Raw genomic sequence first — 16,795 nt, 5'->3', positions numbered from 1 at the left:
TTAGTTATTAGTTGCGGATGAAGTCTTTAGGAAAATTCTGAAAGCCGGTTATTTCGGCAGCTCAATCTATTTGAGGCTGCCGATGCGCGCATCTTGTGAAAGTTATTGTTTGGCCATGACTGCCAGGAACAACTCTGATGCGAGTTGCTCCTGCAACCACTCCTGCAAGGAGCGATAAGGCGTCTGGGCAAACCACTCCCGGTCCACATGGGCAAACTGGCGAACAAACGGCAGCAGCGCCATGTCCGCCAGGCTCGGATGCGCCGCCAGCAGATAGCGGCGCTGCTGCAACAGGCTATCGAGGCGCGCCAGAAACGCCTCGCCCTGGGCCCGGTAGTGCTCCATGGGCGCCTCGGGGTAGCGCTCGGCGTACTTGTAGCGATTGAGGTGCACCTTGAACACCTGGTCATTCTCGGCAATCAGCGCCGCCATCTGCGCCTGGGCCGTCGGGTCCGCCGTGAGCCGCCAATCCTCGGGGTCATGCTGGGCCAGGGCCCAGTGCATGATCTCCAGGCTTTCATCGATCACCCGATCCTCCAGTGCCAGCACCGGCACCGTACCCTTGGCCGACAGCGCGAGCATCTCGGCCGGCTTGGCCTTGAGGCTGACTTCGACAATCCGCATTGGCACCCCGGCATAGCGCAGGGCCAGCCGCGCACGCATGGCGTAGGGGCAGCGGCGGAAGGAGTAGAGGGTCGCCCCCGGCGTTTGCAGCGTGCTCATTTCACCTCCAGGGTGCTCAGGCCATTGCCCTGGCGGCTGACCTTGATCTGTACCGGAATCCGTTCGTGCATTTCCTGTACGTGGGAGATCACCGCCACCTTGCGGCCCTGGGCCTGCAGGCCGTCGAGGGCATCCATGGCCAGTTGCAGGGACTCGGGGTCGAGGCTGCCGAAGCCTTCGTCGATGAACAGCGATTCGATCTTCAGGGTGCTGGAAGCCATGGAGGCCAGCCCCAGGGCCAGGGCCAGGGACACCAGGAAGGTTTCGCCGCCGGACAGCGAGTGCACCGAGCGCAGTTCGTCGCCCATTTCGGTGTCCAGCACCAGCAGGCCGAGCATGCTGCCACCACGCTTGAGGCGGTAGCGGCGCACCAGTTGGCGCAGTTGGGCATTGGCGTGGTGCACCAGCAGGTCGAGGTTGTAGGCCTGGGCGATCTTGCGGAACTTGTCGCCTTCGGCCGAGCCGATCAGGGCGCTGAGCCGGGCCCAGCGCTGCCACTGGGCGTAGGCCTGTTCAAGGCGTTGGTTGAGGGCCTGGTTGGCGGCCTGGCGGCGCTGGTCCTCGCTTTGCCGTGCACGCAGGTCCGCCACCTGTTGTTCGCTGGCCTGGGCCTGTTGCTGCAGCTGTTCCAGGGCCTGGGCCAGTTGTTCGGTCTCCAGGTTGCCGTTGTGCTGGGCCTGATGCTGTTCCAGGCGCTGCTGGCGTTCCTGCAGCAGGACCTTGGCCTGCTCGATGGCCTTGTCGTTGTCTTGCAGGCGCTGGCGCAGTTGCTGCACCTGTTCTTCGTCCAGCTCCAGCAACTGTTGCAGGCCGGCGTCATCCAGTTCCGGGTGCCCGGCGCGCCACTGCTCGATGCTGGCGGCCAGCTGCTGTTGTTCGCTTTCCAGGGCTTGCAGGCGTTCTTCCCGGGCCTTGAGCTCGGCGCCCAACTCGATCGCTTGCTGGTGCAGTGCCTGCTGCTGTTGCTGGGCCAGGGCCTGGGCGCTGCGGGCCTGGTCCACGGCTTGCTCCAGGTGCTGCTGCCAGTGCTCGGCGCTGGGCTGCTGGCCCAGCAGTTCGGCGAGCCTGTGCTGGCAGGCCTGTTGCTGCTGGTGCAGGGTGTCGAACTGCTGTTGGGCCTCGGCCAGTTGCTGCTGGCGGGTCAGTTGGCGGTCCTGTTCCTTTTCCAGGGTCAGCTGGCGCTGTTGCTGTTCTTCGGCCTCTTCCTGCTGCTCGCGCAGTTGCTCGATGCGTTGCAGCACCTGCTGGTCGAGCTGCATGAAGGTGCTGGCCGGGTCGCGGCGCAGGCCGTCGAGGACCTCTGCCGGCAGCAGGTGGCTGAAGCTGGCCAGTTCCTCGTCCAGGCGCTGGCGGTCGGCGCTCAGTTGCTGCTGTTGCTTGTCCAGGTGCTGGGCGGCCTGCTGGCTGGCGTCGATTGCCGCCTGCAGCTGGTTTTGCAGGCGCGCGGCATCTTTTTGCAGGGTCAGCAGGGCGCCCTGGCGGTTTTCGTCCTGGGTGATGCTCTGCTGCAGCTGGTCGAGTTGCTGTTGCAGCCAGGCGTCGCGCTTGGGCGGGTCCTGGTCCAGGAGGCTGGCGCTCAAGGGGTGGGCTTGCAGGCTTGGGGCCAGGGCTTGCTGCTGGCTCGCCAGTTGTTCCTGCTGCTGGAGGAATTCCTTCTGCTGGGCGATCAGCCCCTGGACCTGGGCCCGCAGTTCGTTGAGCTGTTCCTTGAGGCTGTCCACCGTCTTGCGGGCGCTGGCTTCCTCGTTCTCGTCGTGGCGCCCGAGGCTCTGCAGCAAGGCTTCAGGCTGGTGGTAGGGGTGCTCAACGCTGCCGCACACCGGGCACGGCTGGTCGCTCTGCAATTGGGCGCGCAGTTCCTCGACACTGGCGCTGCGGGCCAGCCGCTGGCGCTCCAGCAGGGCCTGGGTGACGCTCAGGGTCTGCTCGGCCACCACCAGCTCGGCCTTCGCCTGCAGGCCGACCTTGTTCAGCTCCTCGCGCTGGGCGGCCACCGCCTGCTGCCTGTCCTGCAGGGCCTGGCCGCGCTGGTCCAGTTCGCGTTGCTGGGCCCAGAGCCGGGCCAGCTCTTCGACGGCGCGCTGCTGCTTGCGGTTGTCCTGGAGCAGGGTGCCGAGCAACTGGATCTGCTCGGCCACCGCCTGGGGCTCGGCCCCGGCTTCGCTGTAGAGCAGTTCGAGCTGCGTGCGTTGCTCGCTCAGTTGCTGGGCGGCGCTGCTGGCGCGCTGTTCCAGGGCCGGCAGTTCGGCCTGGCCCTGGTGCAGGCGATTGCCGATCAGCATCAGCTGTTGCAGGCGTTCGCGGTAGGCGTTCCAGGCGTCGCTCAAGGGGGCGAGGGCGACGCTGTGCGCCAGTTGCCCGGCGATCCGCTCCAGGCGTTCGCCCACCAGGCGCTGTTTTTCCAGCAGTTGCTGGATGCCTTGCTGGCCCTCGGTGCTGGCCTGCTCGGCGCGGCTGCGTTGGGCCTCGGCCTGGGCCAGGCTCTGCCCCAGGCGCTCCAGGTTGGCCTGTTCGGCAAAGGCTTCGCGCAGCAACGGGGCGCTGGTGCTGTGCTGTTCCTGGGCCTGGGACAGGGCCGTGCCGGCGTCCTGCAGTTGCTGTTGCAGGCGTTCCTGCTGTTGTTGCAGGGCGCCTTGCTGTTCGACCTGCTGCTGGATCTGCTGGCGCAACGGCAGCAGGCTGGCGCCCAGCTCTGCCTGGCGCAGGAACTGGTGCCGCTGCGGCGCCAGTTGCTCCAGGCGTTGCAGGCGCAGGCGCTCCGGGGCCAGGGCCTGGGCGTCCTGTTCGGCCGCTTGCAGTTGTTCGGCGGCGCTCTGCCGGGCTTCCTGCCATTGGCGCAGTTCCTTGAGCCAGACGTGCTGGGCTTCCAACTGCCTGAGCTGGGCCTGTTGCTCCTTGAGCTGTTGCTGGGCCTGGCTCAACTGCTGTTCAAGCTCGGCCCGGGCCTCGGGCTCCAGCGGGCTGATGCCGCTGGCCTGGGCCTTGAGCTCCTTGTGGGCGTCTTCGGCCTCCTTGCTCTTGCTGTAGGCGCGGCGCCCCAACTGGCTGTAGACCGCAGTGTTGGTGAGCTTTTCCAGCAGCTCGCTGCGTTCCTTGTCGTCGGCCTTGAGAAAGGCGCTGAACTCGCTCTGGGCCAGCATCACCGCCCGGGTGAACTGTTCGAAGTTGAGCCCCAGGCGGGCCTCGATCAGTTGCTTGTATTCGCTCTTGCTCTGGTTGCTCAGCAGCTGTTCGCTGTCCAGGTCAGTGAGGTTCTGCCGGCTGCCTTGCAGCTTGCCGGTGGCTTTGTCGCGGGCGCGGTTGGTTTCCCAGCGGGCGCGGTAGCGACGGCCGTCGATGCCGACAAAATCCACCTCGGCATAGCCGCTGCCGGTGCCGCGGCGCAGCAGGGTGCGCGGGTCGCTGGTGAGGATCTCGCTGTCGACCTCGGGGACCTTGGTCTCGCGGCCGATATTGTTCAGCCGCGGCACCGCGCCGAACAGCGCCAGGCACAGGGCATCCAGCAGGGTGCTCTTGCCGGCGCCGGTGGGCCCGGTAATGGCGAACAGCCCGGCGCTGGCCAGGGGCTCGGCGGTGAAGTCGATCTCGAAGGGGCCGGCCAGGGAGGCCAGGTTCTTCAGGCGGATGGCCAGGATCTTCATGGCTGTTCACCTTCTTGCTGGACGTCCTGCAACAGCAGGGCGAAATCCTTGAGGGTGGCTTCGTCCACCTCGTTGGCGTATGCGTCGCGCCAGGCGCGGCGGAACAGTTCTTCGGGGGTCAGCTGGTCCAGCTCGATCAGCTCGGCACTGGCCTCTTCACCGTCACCTGCGCCCTTGCCGGCGTATTCGGCGGCGATCCGCACCAGGCGCACGGCCTTGCCTTGCAGGGCGCTTTCCACTTGCTGGCGCAGGTCCGGCTGGGGCTCGTCCAGGCGCACCCGCACTTCCAGCCAGGGCTGGCGCTGCTCCTCGGCCAACAGGTCGATGTCCGGCAGCTCGCCGAGCTGGGTCAGGAGTTCCCCCAGGGGCGCCGGGCCCAGGCGTTGCAGGTTCACCGCGCGGGGAATCAGCCGCGGTTCGACGTTGACCAGGGTCTCGCCGTCCAGGCGCACGTCGAGGATCTGGTGCTGATAGCCGATCTCTGAGAACGACAGCGGGATCGGCGAGCCGCTGTAGCGGATGCGCTCCTCGCCGTTGACCTTCTGCGGCTTGTGCAGGTGGCCCAGGGCCACGTAGCTGATGTCCGGGCCGAACAGGCTGGCGGGCAGGGCCTCGGCGTTGCCGATGATCAGGCTGCGTTCGGAATCTTCCGAGACCGAGCCGCCGGCCATGTGCGCATGGCTGACGGCGACCAGGGCCTGGCCCGGCTGGCGCTTGGCGTTGGCCGCGGCGATCAGCCATTCGTGGACCTGGGCAATGCCCTTGAGGTAGTCGTCGCCCAGCTGGCGGCCGGTGACTTCCGCCGGCCGCAGGAACGGCAGGGCCAGGCACCAGGCGGCGACCTGGCCGCTGGCGTCGGGCAGCGGCAGCAGCAGGCGCTCGGCGTCCAGCTGGCCGTCGTCCAGCCACAGCACCCGGCCCAGGGCGTGGGTGCGCAGGCGGCGCATCAAGGGCGCCGGCAGCTCGATGCGCGAGCCGGAGTCGTGGTTGCCGGCGATCATCACGACGGTCAGGGCCGGCTGCTGCTCGTGGGCGCTGACGATGAAGTCGTAGAGCCGCTCCTGGGCGCTGACCGGCGGGTTGACGGTGTCGAAGATATCGCCGGCGATCAGCAGCACATCGGGCTGTTCGTGCTTGAGCTGGCGCAGCAGCCACTCCAGGAAACAGGCGTGTTCGAAGTCGCGTTCCTGGCCGTGGAGGTTCTGGCCCAGGTGCCAGTCGGAGGTGTGAAACAGACGCAAGGCAGGCTCCGCATGCAAAAGGCTTGGCCGCACAGAGGGTGACCGCGGCGAAAGGGCAGAGAGTTTACTGGCAAATGCGTGTTCATGCCCGAGCCGTGGCAAATGCCCCGGCGCCGCCAAGTGGGGCCGGCGTTCAGTGACGCGGTACGGCAGTGCCCTGGCCGGCGCGCACTTCGCTGGCGGTGCAGCCGAACCGCTGGCGAAAGTGCCGGGCGAACTGGGCCTGGTCGGCAAACCCCCAGCGCGCGGCCAGCTCGCCGATCGACAGGCGGCAGTGGGCGTCGCGCAGTTGGCGGTGCACGGCGCAAAGGCGCTGCTGACGAATCCATTCGCCCAGGCTGAAGGGGCTGTCGGCAAAGAGCTTGTGCAGGTAGCGCAGGGAAATGCCACAGGCGCTGGCGATCTGCCTGGGGTTGAGCTCCGCCGAGCCCAGGTGCTGCTCCACGTAGCTTTCGATGCGTTGCAGGTGCAGGGCGGCGAGGCTGGAGCTTTCACTGCTGAGCACCCGTTCGTCCTGGCGCAGGGTCAGCAGCAGGGTCGCCAGGGCCTGTTCCAGCAGCATATGCCGCGCCGCCGGGGCGCATTCGTCGAAGCGCGCGGCGCACATGGCCAACTGGTCGGCGAAGATCCGCCCCAGGCCGCGCCGGGCATCGAAACAGAAACGGGTGTAGCGCTCGGCGCCGCGCAACTGGCCGTGCAGGGCCTGCTCCGGCAGCTTGAACACCCAAAGGTCGTTGTCGCTGGCGTAGCGGAAGCGGTAGGGCGCATCGCCCCGTTCGAAGATGAAGCTGCCGGGGCGGCAATGCAGCTCGCGGCCGTCCTGTTCGAACAGCACCTCGTGGCGCCGGGGGATGGTCACCAGGTAGCAGGCCTGGGTGTCGTTGCTGACCTGGGCCTTGCTCCGGGAATAGCCCAGGCGGCTGGAACGCAGGCGCGACAGGGCCAGGGCACTGCTGGGGGTTTCCCAGATCCGCAGGTTGCCCTGGAAGGGGCGGTCGCTGCTGAATTCAAGGGACAGGGGAAAGTAGGCGTTGCCAATGGCTTCGGCCCAGCGGGGCTGGCATTGGTGCTCGGGCCAGTAACGGGTGGAAAGCTGCTGAACCATCATCACTCCTGCTTTCTTGTGTTTTTTAGTCAGGACAGCACCGGGTGGTCAGCCACGGTGCCGGTGATCTTTGGGCAAAAGCGCGGGTCGGTCAATCGGCAGGCGTCAGCCGGTAGCAGGCCGAGGGCGCGAGCGTCGCCTGCCAGCCCGGCGGCACCACGATGTTGGTGGTGGCTTCCTCGATCACGCAGGGGCCGGTGAGGGTCTGCCCGGCCTGCAGCTGTTCGCCCTGGTAGACCGGCGTCGGTTGCCAGCCGCCGGCTTCGTCGAACAGCATCGAGCGCTGTTCCCGAGGCGTTGCCGGCACCTGCTGCTCGGGGATCGGCAACTCCGGCATCGGTGGGTGCTGCAGCCTGGCGATCACCGAGCATTCAAGGTTCACCAGCTCGATCGGGCTCTGCGGCTCGCTGTAGGAGAACAGCGCCTTGTGCCGGCTGTGGAAGGCCTCGCGCAGGGCGCTGAGACCGGCCGGGTCCAGCTCGTTGCTGGCCAGCTCGACGCTGCATTCGTGGATCTGCCCCAGGTAGCGGATTTCCAGGTGGTACTGGGTATCGACCCGGTTGCCGTTGCTGAAGCCGTCCTGGCGCAGGTTCTCCAGGCCCTGTTCGCGCAGCCGGGCCAGGGTCCGGTTGAGCAGCGCCAGGTCCACGTGCTGGTCGTCCAGGCGCATGGGCAGGGTGGTCAGCTGGTCGTAGCGGATGTCCGAGAGGATCTGCCCGAAGGCGCACAGCCCCGAGGCCACCTTGGGAATCAGCACCACCTGGCTGCCGATTTCCTCGGCCAGGCGGATCACGTGCATGCCCGCCGCGCCGCCGGCGCCGATCAGGGCGAACTGGCGGGGATCGTAGCCGCGCTCCACCGATACCCGGCGGATGCCGCTGACCATGTTCAGGTTGACCAGGGTGATGATTCCCAGCGCCGCGCGCTCGATGCTGATCCCCAGGGGCTCGGCGATCCGGCTGGCGATGGCCTGCAGCGCCGCCTGGCGTGACAGGCGGATGCTGCCGCCGAGCAAGGCGCCGTCCGCCAGGTAGCCCAGCGCCAGGTTGGCGTCGGTCACCGTTGGCTCGCTGCCGCCCTTGCCGTAGCACACCGGCCCGGGGTTGGCTCCGGCGCTGCGCGGGCCGACCTGGAGCATGCCGAAGGGGTCCAGGTGGGCGATGGAGCCGCCACCGGCGCCGAGGGTTTCCACCTGGATCATCGGCACGCCGATGCGGTAGCGCAGAAAGTCGCTGTCCTTGCTGAAGTTGGTGCGCCCGCCCTGGCTCAGGGTGATGTCGAAGGAGGTGCCGCCCATGTCCACGGTGATCACGTTGTCGATACCGAATGGCCGGGCCACGCACAGCCCGGCCTGGGGCGCCGAGGCCGGGCCGGAATTGATGGCATTGACCGCCCGGGTGCTCATGATCGCGCCGGGGGCCAGGCCGCCGTTGGACTGGAAGTAGCGGGTCGGCTGCTGTGCCCCCAGTTCTTCGAACAGGCTGTCGATGCGCTCCACGTAGCGTTGCATCACCGGGCTCAGGTAGGCGTTGACCACGGTGCTGGAGGTACGGGTGTATTCACGGATCTGCGGGAACACTTCATTGCCGGTGCAGACGAAGACCCCGGGCAGGGCCGCGCGCACCAGCTGTGCGGCGCGCTGCTCGTGGGCCGGGTTGCGCACCGACCAGACAAAGGAGATGGCCACCGCCTGCACCTCCTGCTCGCGAAAGTACTCGATGGCCCGCAGGATCGCCGTTTCGTCCAGGGGCGCGTGCTCCTGGCCGTCGCTGCGCATGCGCCCGCCGATGGGCCGGCGCAGGTGGCGCGGCACCAGCATGTGGGCCTGGGGGTAGCTGGCGTCGTATCGGTGGCCGTCTTCCTTGTGCCCCAGACGGATTTCCAGGCTGTCTTCGTGGCCGTCGGTACACAGCAGGCCGACCTTGGCCCCGGTCTTCTCGATCAGGGCGTTGAGGGCCACGGTGGTGCCGTTGATGCACAGGTCGCAGTCGCCGATGATCTGCGCCGGGCTGCGCCCCAGGGCGTCGGCCATCTGCGCCAGGCCGTTGCGGATGGCCAGGGTGCCGTCCTGCGGGGTCGAGGGGGCCTTGAACAGCTGCACGTTGCCGAGCTGGTCGGCGAGGATGAAATCGGTGAAGGTGCCGCCGGCGTCGATGCCCAGGCGATAGTGTTTGCTCATGGGGGGATGCTCCGTGGGTTCAGGGGCGGGCGCGCAGGGCGCGGGTGGCGTCGTGGTCCAGGCGCTGCTCGGCGTCGAACACCACGCCGTAGTCCAGGCGCGCGCCTTCGAGGGAGACCAGGCCATTGCGCAGGTCTTCGGCCACTCGCTCCAGGGGCCGCAGGAAGGGGTCGCCATAGCCGCCACCGCCGGGGTTGAGGTTGATCACCCGCTCTCCGGGTTGTGCGGTCAACTGGGCGTTGTGCTGGTAGGTGTGTTCCTGGCCGTCGGCACGGCGATGGGTCAGGCGCCCGAGCTTGGGCGCCAGCAGGCCGTTGCGCGCCCCCGCGGCGCCGGCGGTGGGCAGTTGCCGGCCCTCGCCGAAACCCACCACGGTCATCGGGTGCTGCAAGGGTTCGATCTCGATGCAGGTGCCCGAGCCGCCGCGAAACTGCCCGGCGCCGCCGCTGTCGGTGATCAGGCTGTAGCGGTGGATGAGGATCGGGTAGGCGTATTCCAGCAGTTCGATGTCGCCGGACATCAGCGCGCCGAAGCAGCACAACGGGCCGCAGGCCGGCCAGCCGTCCATGGCCTGGTTGGCCCCGGCCCCGGAGATGATCGAGGCCAGGACCATGGTCACGTATTCGGCGTTGTCGTTGCGCGGGTCGTGGCCGGCGATGTTGATCCCGCTGGCATGGCCCCAGGACGCGGTGACCCGTTCCGGCGCGGCCTGCTCCAGGGCCTGGCGCACCGCGTCGGCGAGGGTTTCCATGGGGGTGGTGGTGCTGTTGACGTGGGGCGCGGGTTCGCTGGCGTTGCACAGGGTTCCGGGCTCCCCCAGGTCGACGCTGATGCAGCGGTACAGGCCCTCGTTATAGGGCGGCGGCACCTGGGCGAACATCATCAGCCCCAGGTACACCCCGGACACCGAGTTGCCGGCGTAGGAATTGATGAAGTAGGGCACCTGGGGCGGGCTGTCGATGCGCACCCGGGCCTGATCGCCGCTGATCTGCACCTGGGCGGTGATGGTCAGCTGGCCCAGGCCGTGGCCCGAATCCTCCAGCACCGCGCTGCCGTGGTAGAGGCCATCCGGCACCTCGCGCAGCAGGGCGCGCATGTGCCGGTCAGCCATGTCCTTGAGCTCGCCGATGCAGGCGCGCACCTGTTCCACGCCGTAGCGCTCCAGGAGTTGCAGCAGGTGCCGCTCGCCGACGCTGCAGGCGCCGTACTGGGCATTCAGGTCGCCTTCCTGGTAGACCCGGGCGCGCATGTTGGTCAGCAGCAGGTTGATCACATCCTCGCGGCGCTGGCCCCGGGACCAGAGCTTGACCGGCGGAATCCGCAGGCCCTCGGCATAGATCTCCCTGGCGTCCGGGTTGTAGCCGGCGGGCACCGGGCCGCCGATGTCGGTGAGGTGGCCCTTGCACACCGCCCAGAACACCAGCTCGCCCCGGTAGAACACCGGTTTGTACATGCAGCAGTCGAGGATATGGCTGCCCTGGTAGGCCGGGTCGTTGTGGTAGATCACGTCCCCTTCATGGATGTCGTCGCCGAAGAATCCGGCCACGCATTTCATCGCCGGGATCAGCGAGCCGAGGTGGATCGGGATGTCCTGGCCCTGGAGGACCATTTCCGGGAGGTGGTCGAACAAGGCATTGGAGTAGTCGTGGGCCAGGTTGAAGACGCTGGAGCGGCCGGTTTTCTCCAGGGTCAGGGTCATTTCACGCTGGGCGGTTTCCAGCGCCCCTCGCACCACGGCGAGGGTGATCGGATCTACTGTGCTCATGGCTCACCTGAGTTCTTGTTGTTCTCGGGGTGGGGCGCGACGGCTGTTGCGCCCACGGCCTTAAGCTACGCGCAGCTAGGCGCACCTGGCTTGTCGCCGGGTGCAGGGCTTTTTGCGTTCTGGTGCACTGTCGTCACTGCTGAATGTGGGGGCACGCGCTGCAGGAGCTGGCTCCCCAGCGAACAGGCCCGCCCAGGCGCGGCATGGCTTACGGGGCTTTTCGCCGGCAAGCCGGCTCCTACGGGGGGCTGCGCTAAGCGCCGGTCACTTGGGGTACAGCGGCGGCAGGCTGGTGGTGTCCGCCACCGGGTCCTGGACCCGTTCGTCGATCGGGATGGCGCGTATCGCTCGCCATAGTTCCTCGCCCTGCCAGTACTGGCCGGTCTCGCTGTAGAGCGCGCCGTTGAGGCCGTCCAGGGCGTCGGACAGCGGCACGAAGCGCGCGGCCATTTCGGCCAGGGTTTCGGGCTGCTGTCGGGCCCAGGCGTCCAGGGCCTGGCGGGTGGCCTGGGGGTCGTTGGCCTGGCAGGCACGCTTGAGGTCGTCCAGCAGCGAGCGCGGGCTGGGGCCGGTCTGGGTGGCGCGCAGCACCGCCGGCTGCCAGCGGGCGCGCCACCACAGGCCGAAGCCCAGCAGGGTGGTGCAAGCCAGCAGCAGGGTGCTCAGTTGCCACAGCCACAGGTTGCCGCTGTCGGGCGCGGCCGAGGCGTTGCCTGCCGGGGTGTCCACCACCAGGCTCGGGTTGTTCGCCACCTGCAGGGCCCGCGCCGGCAGGCTGGTGCTTTCCAGGCGGTCTTCGACGGTGTTCCACCAGGTCACTTCAATGGCGGGCAGTTCGACGTTGCCGGGGCGGGTGGGCACCAGCGCCTGGCGGTCTTCGCGAATGCCCAGAAGGCCCTGTTCAACGTGCTGGTTGCTCAACTGCGGCTGGTCCGGGTAGCTGCGCAGGCCATTGACGTCGGCCAGGGGCAGCGGCGGCAACTGGGCGCTGGACAGGCCTTCGGCGCGCAGGGTCAGGCTGCGGGTCAGGGAGTCTCCGACCTGAGGGTGCTCGGGCTCCGGGTTCCAGCTTTCGCTCAGGCTCAGGCTGCGGGCCGGCAGCCAGGGCGCGTCGGCCGGGTAGGTGGCGGGCTTGGCCTTGACCTGCAGGCTGATGTCACTGGAGCTGACGTGGATCAGCTTGCCGGCCCGGGGCGTCTGCGAGCTGGTTTCCTGACCCGGGTCCGGGTTGGCCAGGGTGGCGCTGAAGGTCAGCGCGGGAATCTGCAACGGCCCGCTGCGCTGGGGATAGAGCGCGTAGCGCATCTCGATCACCCCGTGGCGCACGCCATTGATGAGCTTTTCGTAGGTGCGCGGCTCGCCCAGCTGTTCCACCCGGGTGTCGCTCAGCAGCAGCGGGCTCAGGCTGCTGTCGTCGAACAGCGGCACCGAGTGGTAGATGTGCAGGGTCAGCAGGGCCTGGGCCTGGACATAGACGCTGGGCTGGTCGAGCTCGGCTTCGATGAACACCGGTTCCAGGCGGGCGTTCTGGTCCTGGGCCGGGCTGGTGTTGACCTGCAGGCTCAGGGGCTGGCTCTGCAGGCTGCCCAGTTGCAGCGGGGCGATTTCCAGGGTGCCGGTATGGCGCGGCAGCAGGGTGACGATCCAGCGGGTACTGGCGTGGTTGTCCCCCAGGCCGTTGAGCTGGTTGACCTGGCGTGTGCCGCGCACCTCGAACTGGGCCTCCAGGGGCGCCAGGTCCGGCTTGCCGAACTGGGTGACATCGGTGGACTCCAGGGTCAGCTCGACGGTTTCCCCGGAATTGACCTGGCTGCGGTCCAGGCTGGCGAGCAGGCCGGCAGCCTGGGACTGGCCAGTGCAGAACGCGAGGGCAAGCAGTAGGGCGGTGCAGCGGGTCATCGAGTTTTTCCCTGATCCTGATGTTGTTGCTGTTCGTACCAGAATTTGCGCCTGAGCAATTCACCCGGGTCGTCGGGGATCTTGCGCAGCCATTGTTCCAGCGCCTGCTGGTGTTCAGCGTCCAGGCTGTCCTCCACCGGGCGCAGCGGGGTGGTGGTGTGCTGGTCGTCCAGCTCGCTGCCGGGCACTTCACTGTGGCCGGCGGTTTGTGGATCCGGCGGCGGCGTGTCGCCTTCGTTGGCCGGCGCCTGTGCCGGGTCCTGCGGGCCATCGCTGCCCGGTGGTGGCTGGGTGGCCGCGCCGCTGGGGCCCGGGCGGGTGTCGTCGCCTTCGGGGGTGTCCGGCTTCTTCGCCGGTGGCGGTGTTTGCGCCTGGGCCTGTTGCTGTTGCAGCAGGCTTTCCACCAGGGCCTTGTTCTGCAACGCCGGTTGCAGGTCCGGCTGGCGTTCCAGGGCCTGCTCGTAGGCGTCGATGGCGGCTTCCAGCTCGCCGCTGCGGGCCAGGGCGTTACCGCGATTGTAGTGGGCGCGGGCGTCGTTGCCCTCGGCGAAACGCTCGGCGGCGGCAGTGTAGTTGCCGGCTTCGTACAAGGCCACGCCTTGCCATTGCGGGTCCTGGAAATGCCGCGCGGCCTCCGCCGGGCGCTGCTGTTGCAGAAGCCGCTGGCCCTGCTGGTCGGGGCGCAGCCACAGGTCATTGAAGTCGAAGGCGTAGCTCGGTTGCGGCACGGCGAACAGCAGCAGGGGCAGGCAGAACAGCCAGCCCCGGCGCCCGGCGCAGGCGGCCAGCAGCAACAGCGGCAGCAGCAGCCAGTAGCCCTGGTCGGCCCAGGTATCCAGGCGCAGGGTCTGGCCGTCGCTGCGCAGGCCTTGCGGGCCGCCGAGCAGGCCCAGGCCGCGCAGGTCGCTGTCGTCCAGGCGCGCCTGGCGGTAGCGCCCGCCCACGTCGCCGATGAAGTGCTTGAGGTCCGGGCTGTCCAGGCGCGATACCAGGATCGCGCCCTGGTCGTCCTTGAGGTAGCTGCCGTCTTCCAGGGCCACCGGGGCGCCGTCGCGGCTGCCGAAGCCGAGCATCAGCAACTGTGGGGCGTCGCCCTTGAGCGCCTGGCGGATGCCCTGGCGTTCCTCTTCGTTGAGGGAGGAGGCCATCAGTAGCACCCGGCCCTGGCCCAGGGCCCCCTGGTCCAGCAGCTTCAGGGCCTTGAGCAGGGCCAGGTCGGCGCGCTGGCCGGCCTGGGGCATGATCGACGGCTTGAGGGCGTCCAGCAGGTTGCGGCTGGTGGCCAGGTCATCGGACAGCGGCACCAGGGTGTGGGCGCTGCCGGCGTAGACCACGATGGCGGTCTGCGCGTCGCTGCGCAGTTGCAACAGGTCCAGCAGCTTGTGCCGGGCCTGCTCCAGGCGATCGGGCGGCACGTCGTTGGCGAGCATCTGCGGGGTCAGCTCCAGCAGCACCACCAGCGGGTCGGCGGGTTTCTGGCTGGTCTGTTCCACCCGCTGCCAGCTGGGGCCCAGCAGGGCCAGCACCGCCAGCAGCCAGGCCAGGCCCAGGGCCACCCAGGGCAGCTTGCTTTCGCGGCCATTGCCGCCGCTGAGCAGGGCGGCGTGAAAGGCCGGGGGCAGGATCATCTGCCAGCGCCCGGCGCGTTTCTGCCGGTGCCAGAGCTTCCACAGCAGCAGCGCCAGCAGGGGCAGCACCAGCAACCAGCCGGGGCGGAACCAATGGGGCCAGAGGCTGATCATCGACGCCTCCGCAAGCGCAGGCGCTTGAGCCGCTGGCGCCAGTCATGGGCAGGCAGCAGGAAGTTCGACTGGGTGAAGAAGCGTTGCAGCGGGTTCTGCGGCCAGCGCTCGCGCAGCACCAGCAGCACGCTGAGCAGCAACGCCGTGGCCAGGGGCCAGTGGTACAGGGCCTGGGCCGGGCGTGCCTGGGTCGGTTGCTGGGCCACCGGTTCCAGTTGATCGAGGGTTTGCTTGATCGCTTGCAGCTCCTGGCCGTCCCGGGCGCGGAAGTAGCGCCCGCCAGTGACTTGCGCCAGCTCCTTGAGGGCCGGTTCGTCCAGGTCCAGGCTCGGGTTGATGCCCAGCACGCCGAGGGTGGCGCTCTGTTCCGGGTCGGCGCCGATGCCGATGGGGTAGATCTTCACCCCTTCCTCGGCGGCCAGCCGGGCGGCGGTGATGGGGGCGATCTCGCCGCCGTTGTTGGCGCCGTCGGTGACCAGGATCAGCACCCGGCTCTGGGCCGGGCGCTGGCGCAGGCGCTTGAGGGCCAGGCCGATGGCATCGCCGATGGCGGTGTTCTTGCCGGCGATGCCGATCTTCGCTTCATCCAGCCAGACCCGCACCGTGTGCCGGTCGAAGGTCAGGGGCGCCTGCAGGTAGGCCTTGCTGCCGAACAGGATCAGGCCCACCCGGTCGCCTTCGCGGTGTTCGAGAAAGTCCCCCAGCAGGTGCTTGACCAGGTTCAGGCGGCTGACGTCCTCGTCCTGCCATTGCATGTCGGGGAAATCCATGGAGCCGGAAACGTCCACCGCCACCAGCAGGTCGCGGCCGCTGGCGGCCACCGGCAAGGGGTCGCCCAGCCATTGCGGGCGCGCGGCGGCCAACAGCAGCAGGAGCCAGAGCAGGATGAAACGTACCTGCTGGCGCCAGGCCGGGAGGTGGGCGCGGGCCCGGCGCTTGGACAGGCCTTCCAGGTCACTGAGAAAACTGACTTTCAGCGCCGGCTCGCCACTGTCGGCCACCGGCAGCACCAGGCGCAGCAGCCAGGGCAGCGGCAGCAGGACGAAGACCCACGGCCAGGCGAACTCAAACATGCTTGCGAATCCAGGTGTCCACCGCCTGGGTCAGGCCGGCGATGGCTTTGTCGTCGAGCTTGCACTCGGGCTTGTAGGCGCCTTCCACCAGCACCATCCAGCGGGTCAGGCCGGCGGCCGGGCAACGGTTGTCGAGGAACGCCAGCCATTTGCGCCCGTTCAGGGTGTGGCTCTGGCTGTAGGGGTAATGGTTGCGGCACAGGCGCTTGAGCAGGGCATTCAAGGCCTGCAGCCAGGCGCCGGCGGGGGCACCGTCATAGGGCTTGGGCAGCAGCGCCAGTTCTGCCAGGGCGGCCAGGCGCACCGGGTCCAGGGGCTGCTCGCTGCGGGCGCGCACGGCCTTGCGCGGCCACAGGTGGCGCCAGTGCCAGAGGGCCAGGCCCAGCAGCGGCAGCAGGATCGCCAGCAGCCACCAGCCCGGGGCTGGTGGCCACAGGCTGACCGCGGGCGGCGGCAGCAGCGGTTGCAGTTGTTCCAGGCTGCTCATCGGCCGGCTCCGGGGCGCTGCGGGTTGAGGTACTCGCGCAGCTGCTCGACCATCTCGCTCTGGGTGCTCAGGGGCATCAGCAGCACCCGCAGCTTTTGCGCCAGGCGTTCCCAGCGGGCGATGCGCGCTTCGCTCATGGCGCGGTAGGCCTGGCGCAGGTCGTAGTTCAGGGTGTCCAGTTCCAGCTGGGCGCCGCGTTCGGCAAAGCGCAGCAGGCCGGCGGCGGGCAGGGCGTGGTCCAGCGGGTCGGAAAGGGGCATCAACAGCAGGTCGCAATGGCGCGACAGCAGGCTCAGTTGCTGCTCGGCGGCGTCGCTCAGGGCGCGTTCGTCGCAGATCACGATCACCAGGCTGCCGGGACGCAGGACTTCGCGCCCGCGCAGCAGCGCGGTGCCCAGGGCGTCGCGCTGGGGCCGGGCTTCGCTGTGCAGCGACTGGTTGACCCGCACCAGGCGGTTGAGCAACTGCAACAGGCTCTGCTTGCTGCGCCGCGGCTTGATCTCGTAATGCTCGTCGTCGCCGTAGACCAGCCCGCCGACCCGGTCGTTATGGCCCAGGGCGGCCCAGCCGATCAGGCTCGCGGCCTGGGCGGCGAGCACCGACTTGAACATCAGCCCGGAGCCGAAGAACAGCTGGCGGCTCTGTTCCACCATGATGAAGATCGGCCGCTCGCGCTCTTCGTGGAACAGCTTGGTGTGCGGTTCCTGGGTGCGCGCGGTAACCCGCCAGTCGATGGTGCGCACGTCGTCGCCGGCCTGGTAGACCCGCACCTGGTCGAAGTCCACGCCGCGCCCGCGCAGCTTGGAGTGGTGCAGGCCGATCAGCGGGCTGCGCTGGCTGGGGGTGGAGAACAGCTGCACCTCGCGCACGCGATGGCGCATCTCGATCAGCTCGCCGAGGGTGATGCGAATGCCGGGTTCGGCAACGGGCTGGGTCATGG

Annotated in this window: 11 protein-coding genes; all 11 read right to left on the bottom strand. The window is 68.4% G+C overall.

The features are described 5' to 3' along the window. Positions 1–102: 102 nt before the first annotated feature. Complete coding sequence (locus M2395_RS07280; RefSeq protein ID WP_015635417.1) at positions 103–723, bottom strand: glutathione S-transferase; 621 nt, start codon at positions 721–723, stop codon at positions 103–105. Next, a complete protein-coding gene (locus M2395_RS07275) occupies positions 720–4,364 on the bottom strand; it encodes an AAA family ATPase (protein ID WP_123430878.1) in 3,645 nt (1,214 codons plus the stop codon). Before M2395_RS07275 ends, M2395_RS07280 begins: the two co-directional genes overlap by 4 nt. Then, the gene (locus M2395_RS07270) at positions 4,361–5,605 is read right to left on the bottom strand and encodes an exonuclease SbcCD subunit D C-terminal domain-containing protein (protein WP_053151221.1); all 1,245 of its coding nucleotides are present in this window, start codon (positions 5,603–5,605) and stop codon (positions 4,361–4,363) included. The genes M2395_RS07275 and M2395_RS07270 overlap by 4 nt, the downstream gene beginning before the upstream one ends. Positions 5,606–5,738: 133 nt before the next feature. After that, entirely contained in the window at positions 5,739–6,710 is a 972-nt protein-coding gene (locus M2395_RS07265; RefSeq protein WP_019095707.1) for a helix-turn-helix domain-containing protein, read from the bottom strand. 91 nt (positions 6,711–6,801) lie between these two features. After that, positions 6,802–8,889: a hydantoinase/oxoprolinase family protein gene (locus tag M2395_RS07260; protein WP_123430877.1), complete on the bottom strand. Its 2,088-nt coding sequence runs from the start codon at positions 8,887–8,889 to the stop codon at positions 6,802–6,804. Positions 8,890–8,908: 19 nt separating this feature from the next. Further along, on the bottom strand, positions 8,909–10,654 hold the full coding sequence (locus tag M2395_RS07255; RefSeq protein ID WP_011061027.1) for a hydantoinase B/oxoprolinase family protein: 1,746 nt from the start codon (positions 10,652–10,654) through the stop codon (positions 8,909–8,911). A gap of 264 nt (positions 10,655–10,918) precedes the next feature. Further along, entirely contained in the window at positions 10,919–12,553 is a 1,635-nt protein-coding gene (locus M2395_RS07250; protein WP_093402919.1) for a BatD family protein, read from the bottom strand. Beyond that, positions 12,550–14,295 (bottom strand): tetratricopeptide repeat protein, encoded by a 1,746-nt coding sequence (locus M2395_RS07245; protein WP_053151240.1) that lies wholly within the window; start codon positions 14,293–14,295, stop codon positions 12,550–12,552. Before M2395_RS07245 ends, M2395_RS07250 begins: the two co-directional genes overlap by 4 nt. After that, positions 14,292–15,368, bottom strand: coding sequence for a VWA domain-containing protein (locus tag M2395_RS07240; RefSeq protein WP_011061030.1), 1,077 nt, complete (start codon positions 15,366–15,368; stop codon positions 14,292–14,294). The genes M2395_RS07245 and M2395_RS07240 overlap by 4 nt, the downstream gene beginning before the upstream one ends. Next, positions 15,361–15,855, bottom strand: a complete 495-nt coding sequence (locus M2395_RS07235) for a DUF4381 domain-containing protein (protein WP_011061031.1) — start codon at positions 15,853–15,855, stop codon at positions 15,361–15,363. Before M2395_RS07235 ends, M2395_RS07240 begins: the two co-directional genes overlap by 8 nt. Continuing rightward, positions 15,852–16,793, bottom strand: a complete 942-nt coding sequence (locus tag M2395_RS07230; protein ID WP_011061032.1) for a DUF58 domain-containing protein — start codon at positions 16,791–16,793, stop codon at positions 15,852–15,854. Before M2395_RS07230 ends, M2395_RS07235 begins: the two co-directional genes overlap by 4 nt. Positions 16,794–16,795: the final 2 nt, after the last annotated feature.

It is taken from the genome of Pseudomonas sp. BIGb0176 (genome assembly GCF_024810175.1).
Classification (GTDB): Bacteria; Pseudomonadota; Gammaproteobacteria; order Pseudomonadales; family Pseudomonadaceae; genus Aquipseudomonas; species Aquipseudomonas protegens.
The sequence above is the reverse complement of the archived record's forward strand: the minus strand, read 5'-3'. Positions and strand labels throughout refer to the sequence as shown.

Coding starts and splice junctions, on each gene's coding strand:
- M2395_RS07275 (WP_123430878.1), bottom strand. CDS start 4,364: ATGAAGATCCTGGCCATCCGCCTGAAGAACCTGGCCTCCCTGGCCGGC.
- M2395_RS07240 (WP_011061030.1), bottom strand. CDS start 15,368: ATGTTTGAGTTCGCCTGGCCGTGGGTCTTCGTCCTGCTGCCGCTGCCC.
- M2395_RS07265 (WP_019095707.1), bottom strand. CDS start 6,710: ATGGTTCAGCAGCTTTCCACCCGTTACTGGCCCGAGCACCAATGCCAG.
- M2395_RS07260 (WP_123430877.1), bottom strand. CDS start 8,889: ATGAGCAAACACTATCGCCTGGGCATCGACGCCGGCGGCACCTTCACC.
- M2395_RS07255 (WP_011061027.1), bottom strand. CDS start 10,654: ATGAGCACAGTAGATCCGATCACCCTCGCCGTGGTGCGAGGGGCGCTG.
- M2395_RS07250 (WP_093402919.1), bottom strand. CDS start 12,553: ATGACCCGCTGCACCGCCCTACTGCTTGCCCTCGCGTTCTGCACTGGC.
- M2395_RS07230 (WP_011061032.1), bottom strand. CDS start 16,793: ATGACCCAGCCCGTTGCCGAACCCGGCATTCGCATCACCCTCGGCGAG.
- M2395_RS07280 (WP_015635417.1), bottom strand. CDS start 723: ATGAGCACGCTGCAAACGCCGGGGGCGACCCTCTACTCCTTCCGCCGC.
- M2395_RS07235 (WP_011061031.1), bottom strand. CDS start 15,855: ATGAGCAGCCTGGAACAACTGCAACCGCTGCTGCCGCCGCCCGCGGTC.
- M2395_RS07245 (WP_053151240.1), bottom strand. CDS start 14,295: ATGATCAGCCTCTGGCCCCATTGGTTCCGCCCCGGCTGGTTGCTGGTG.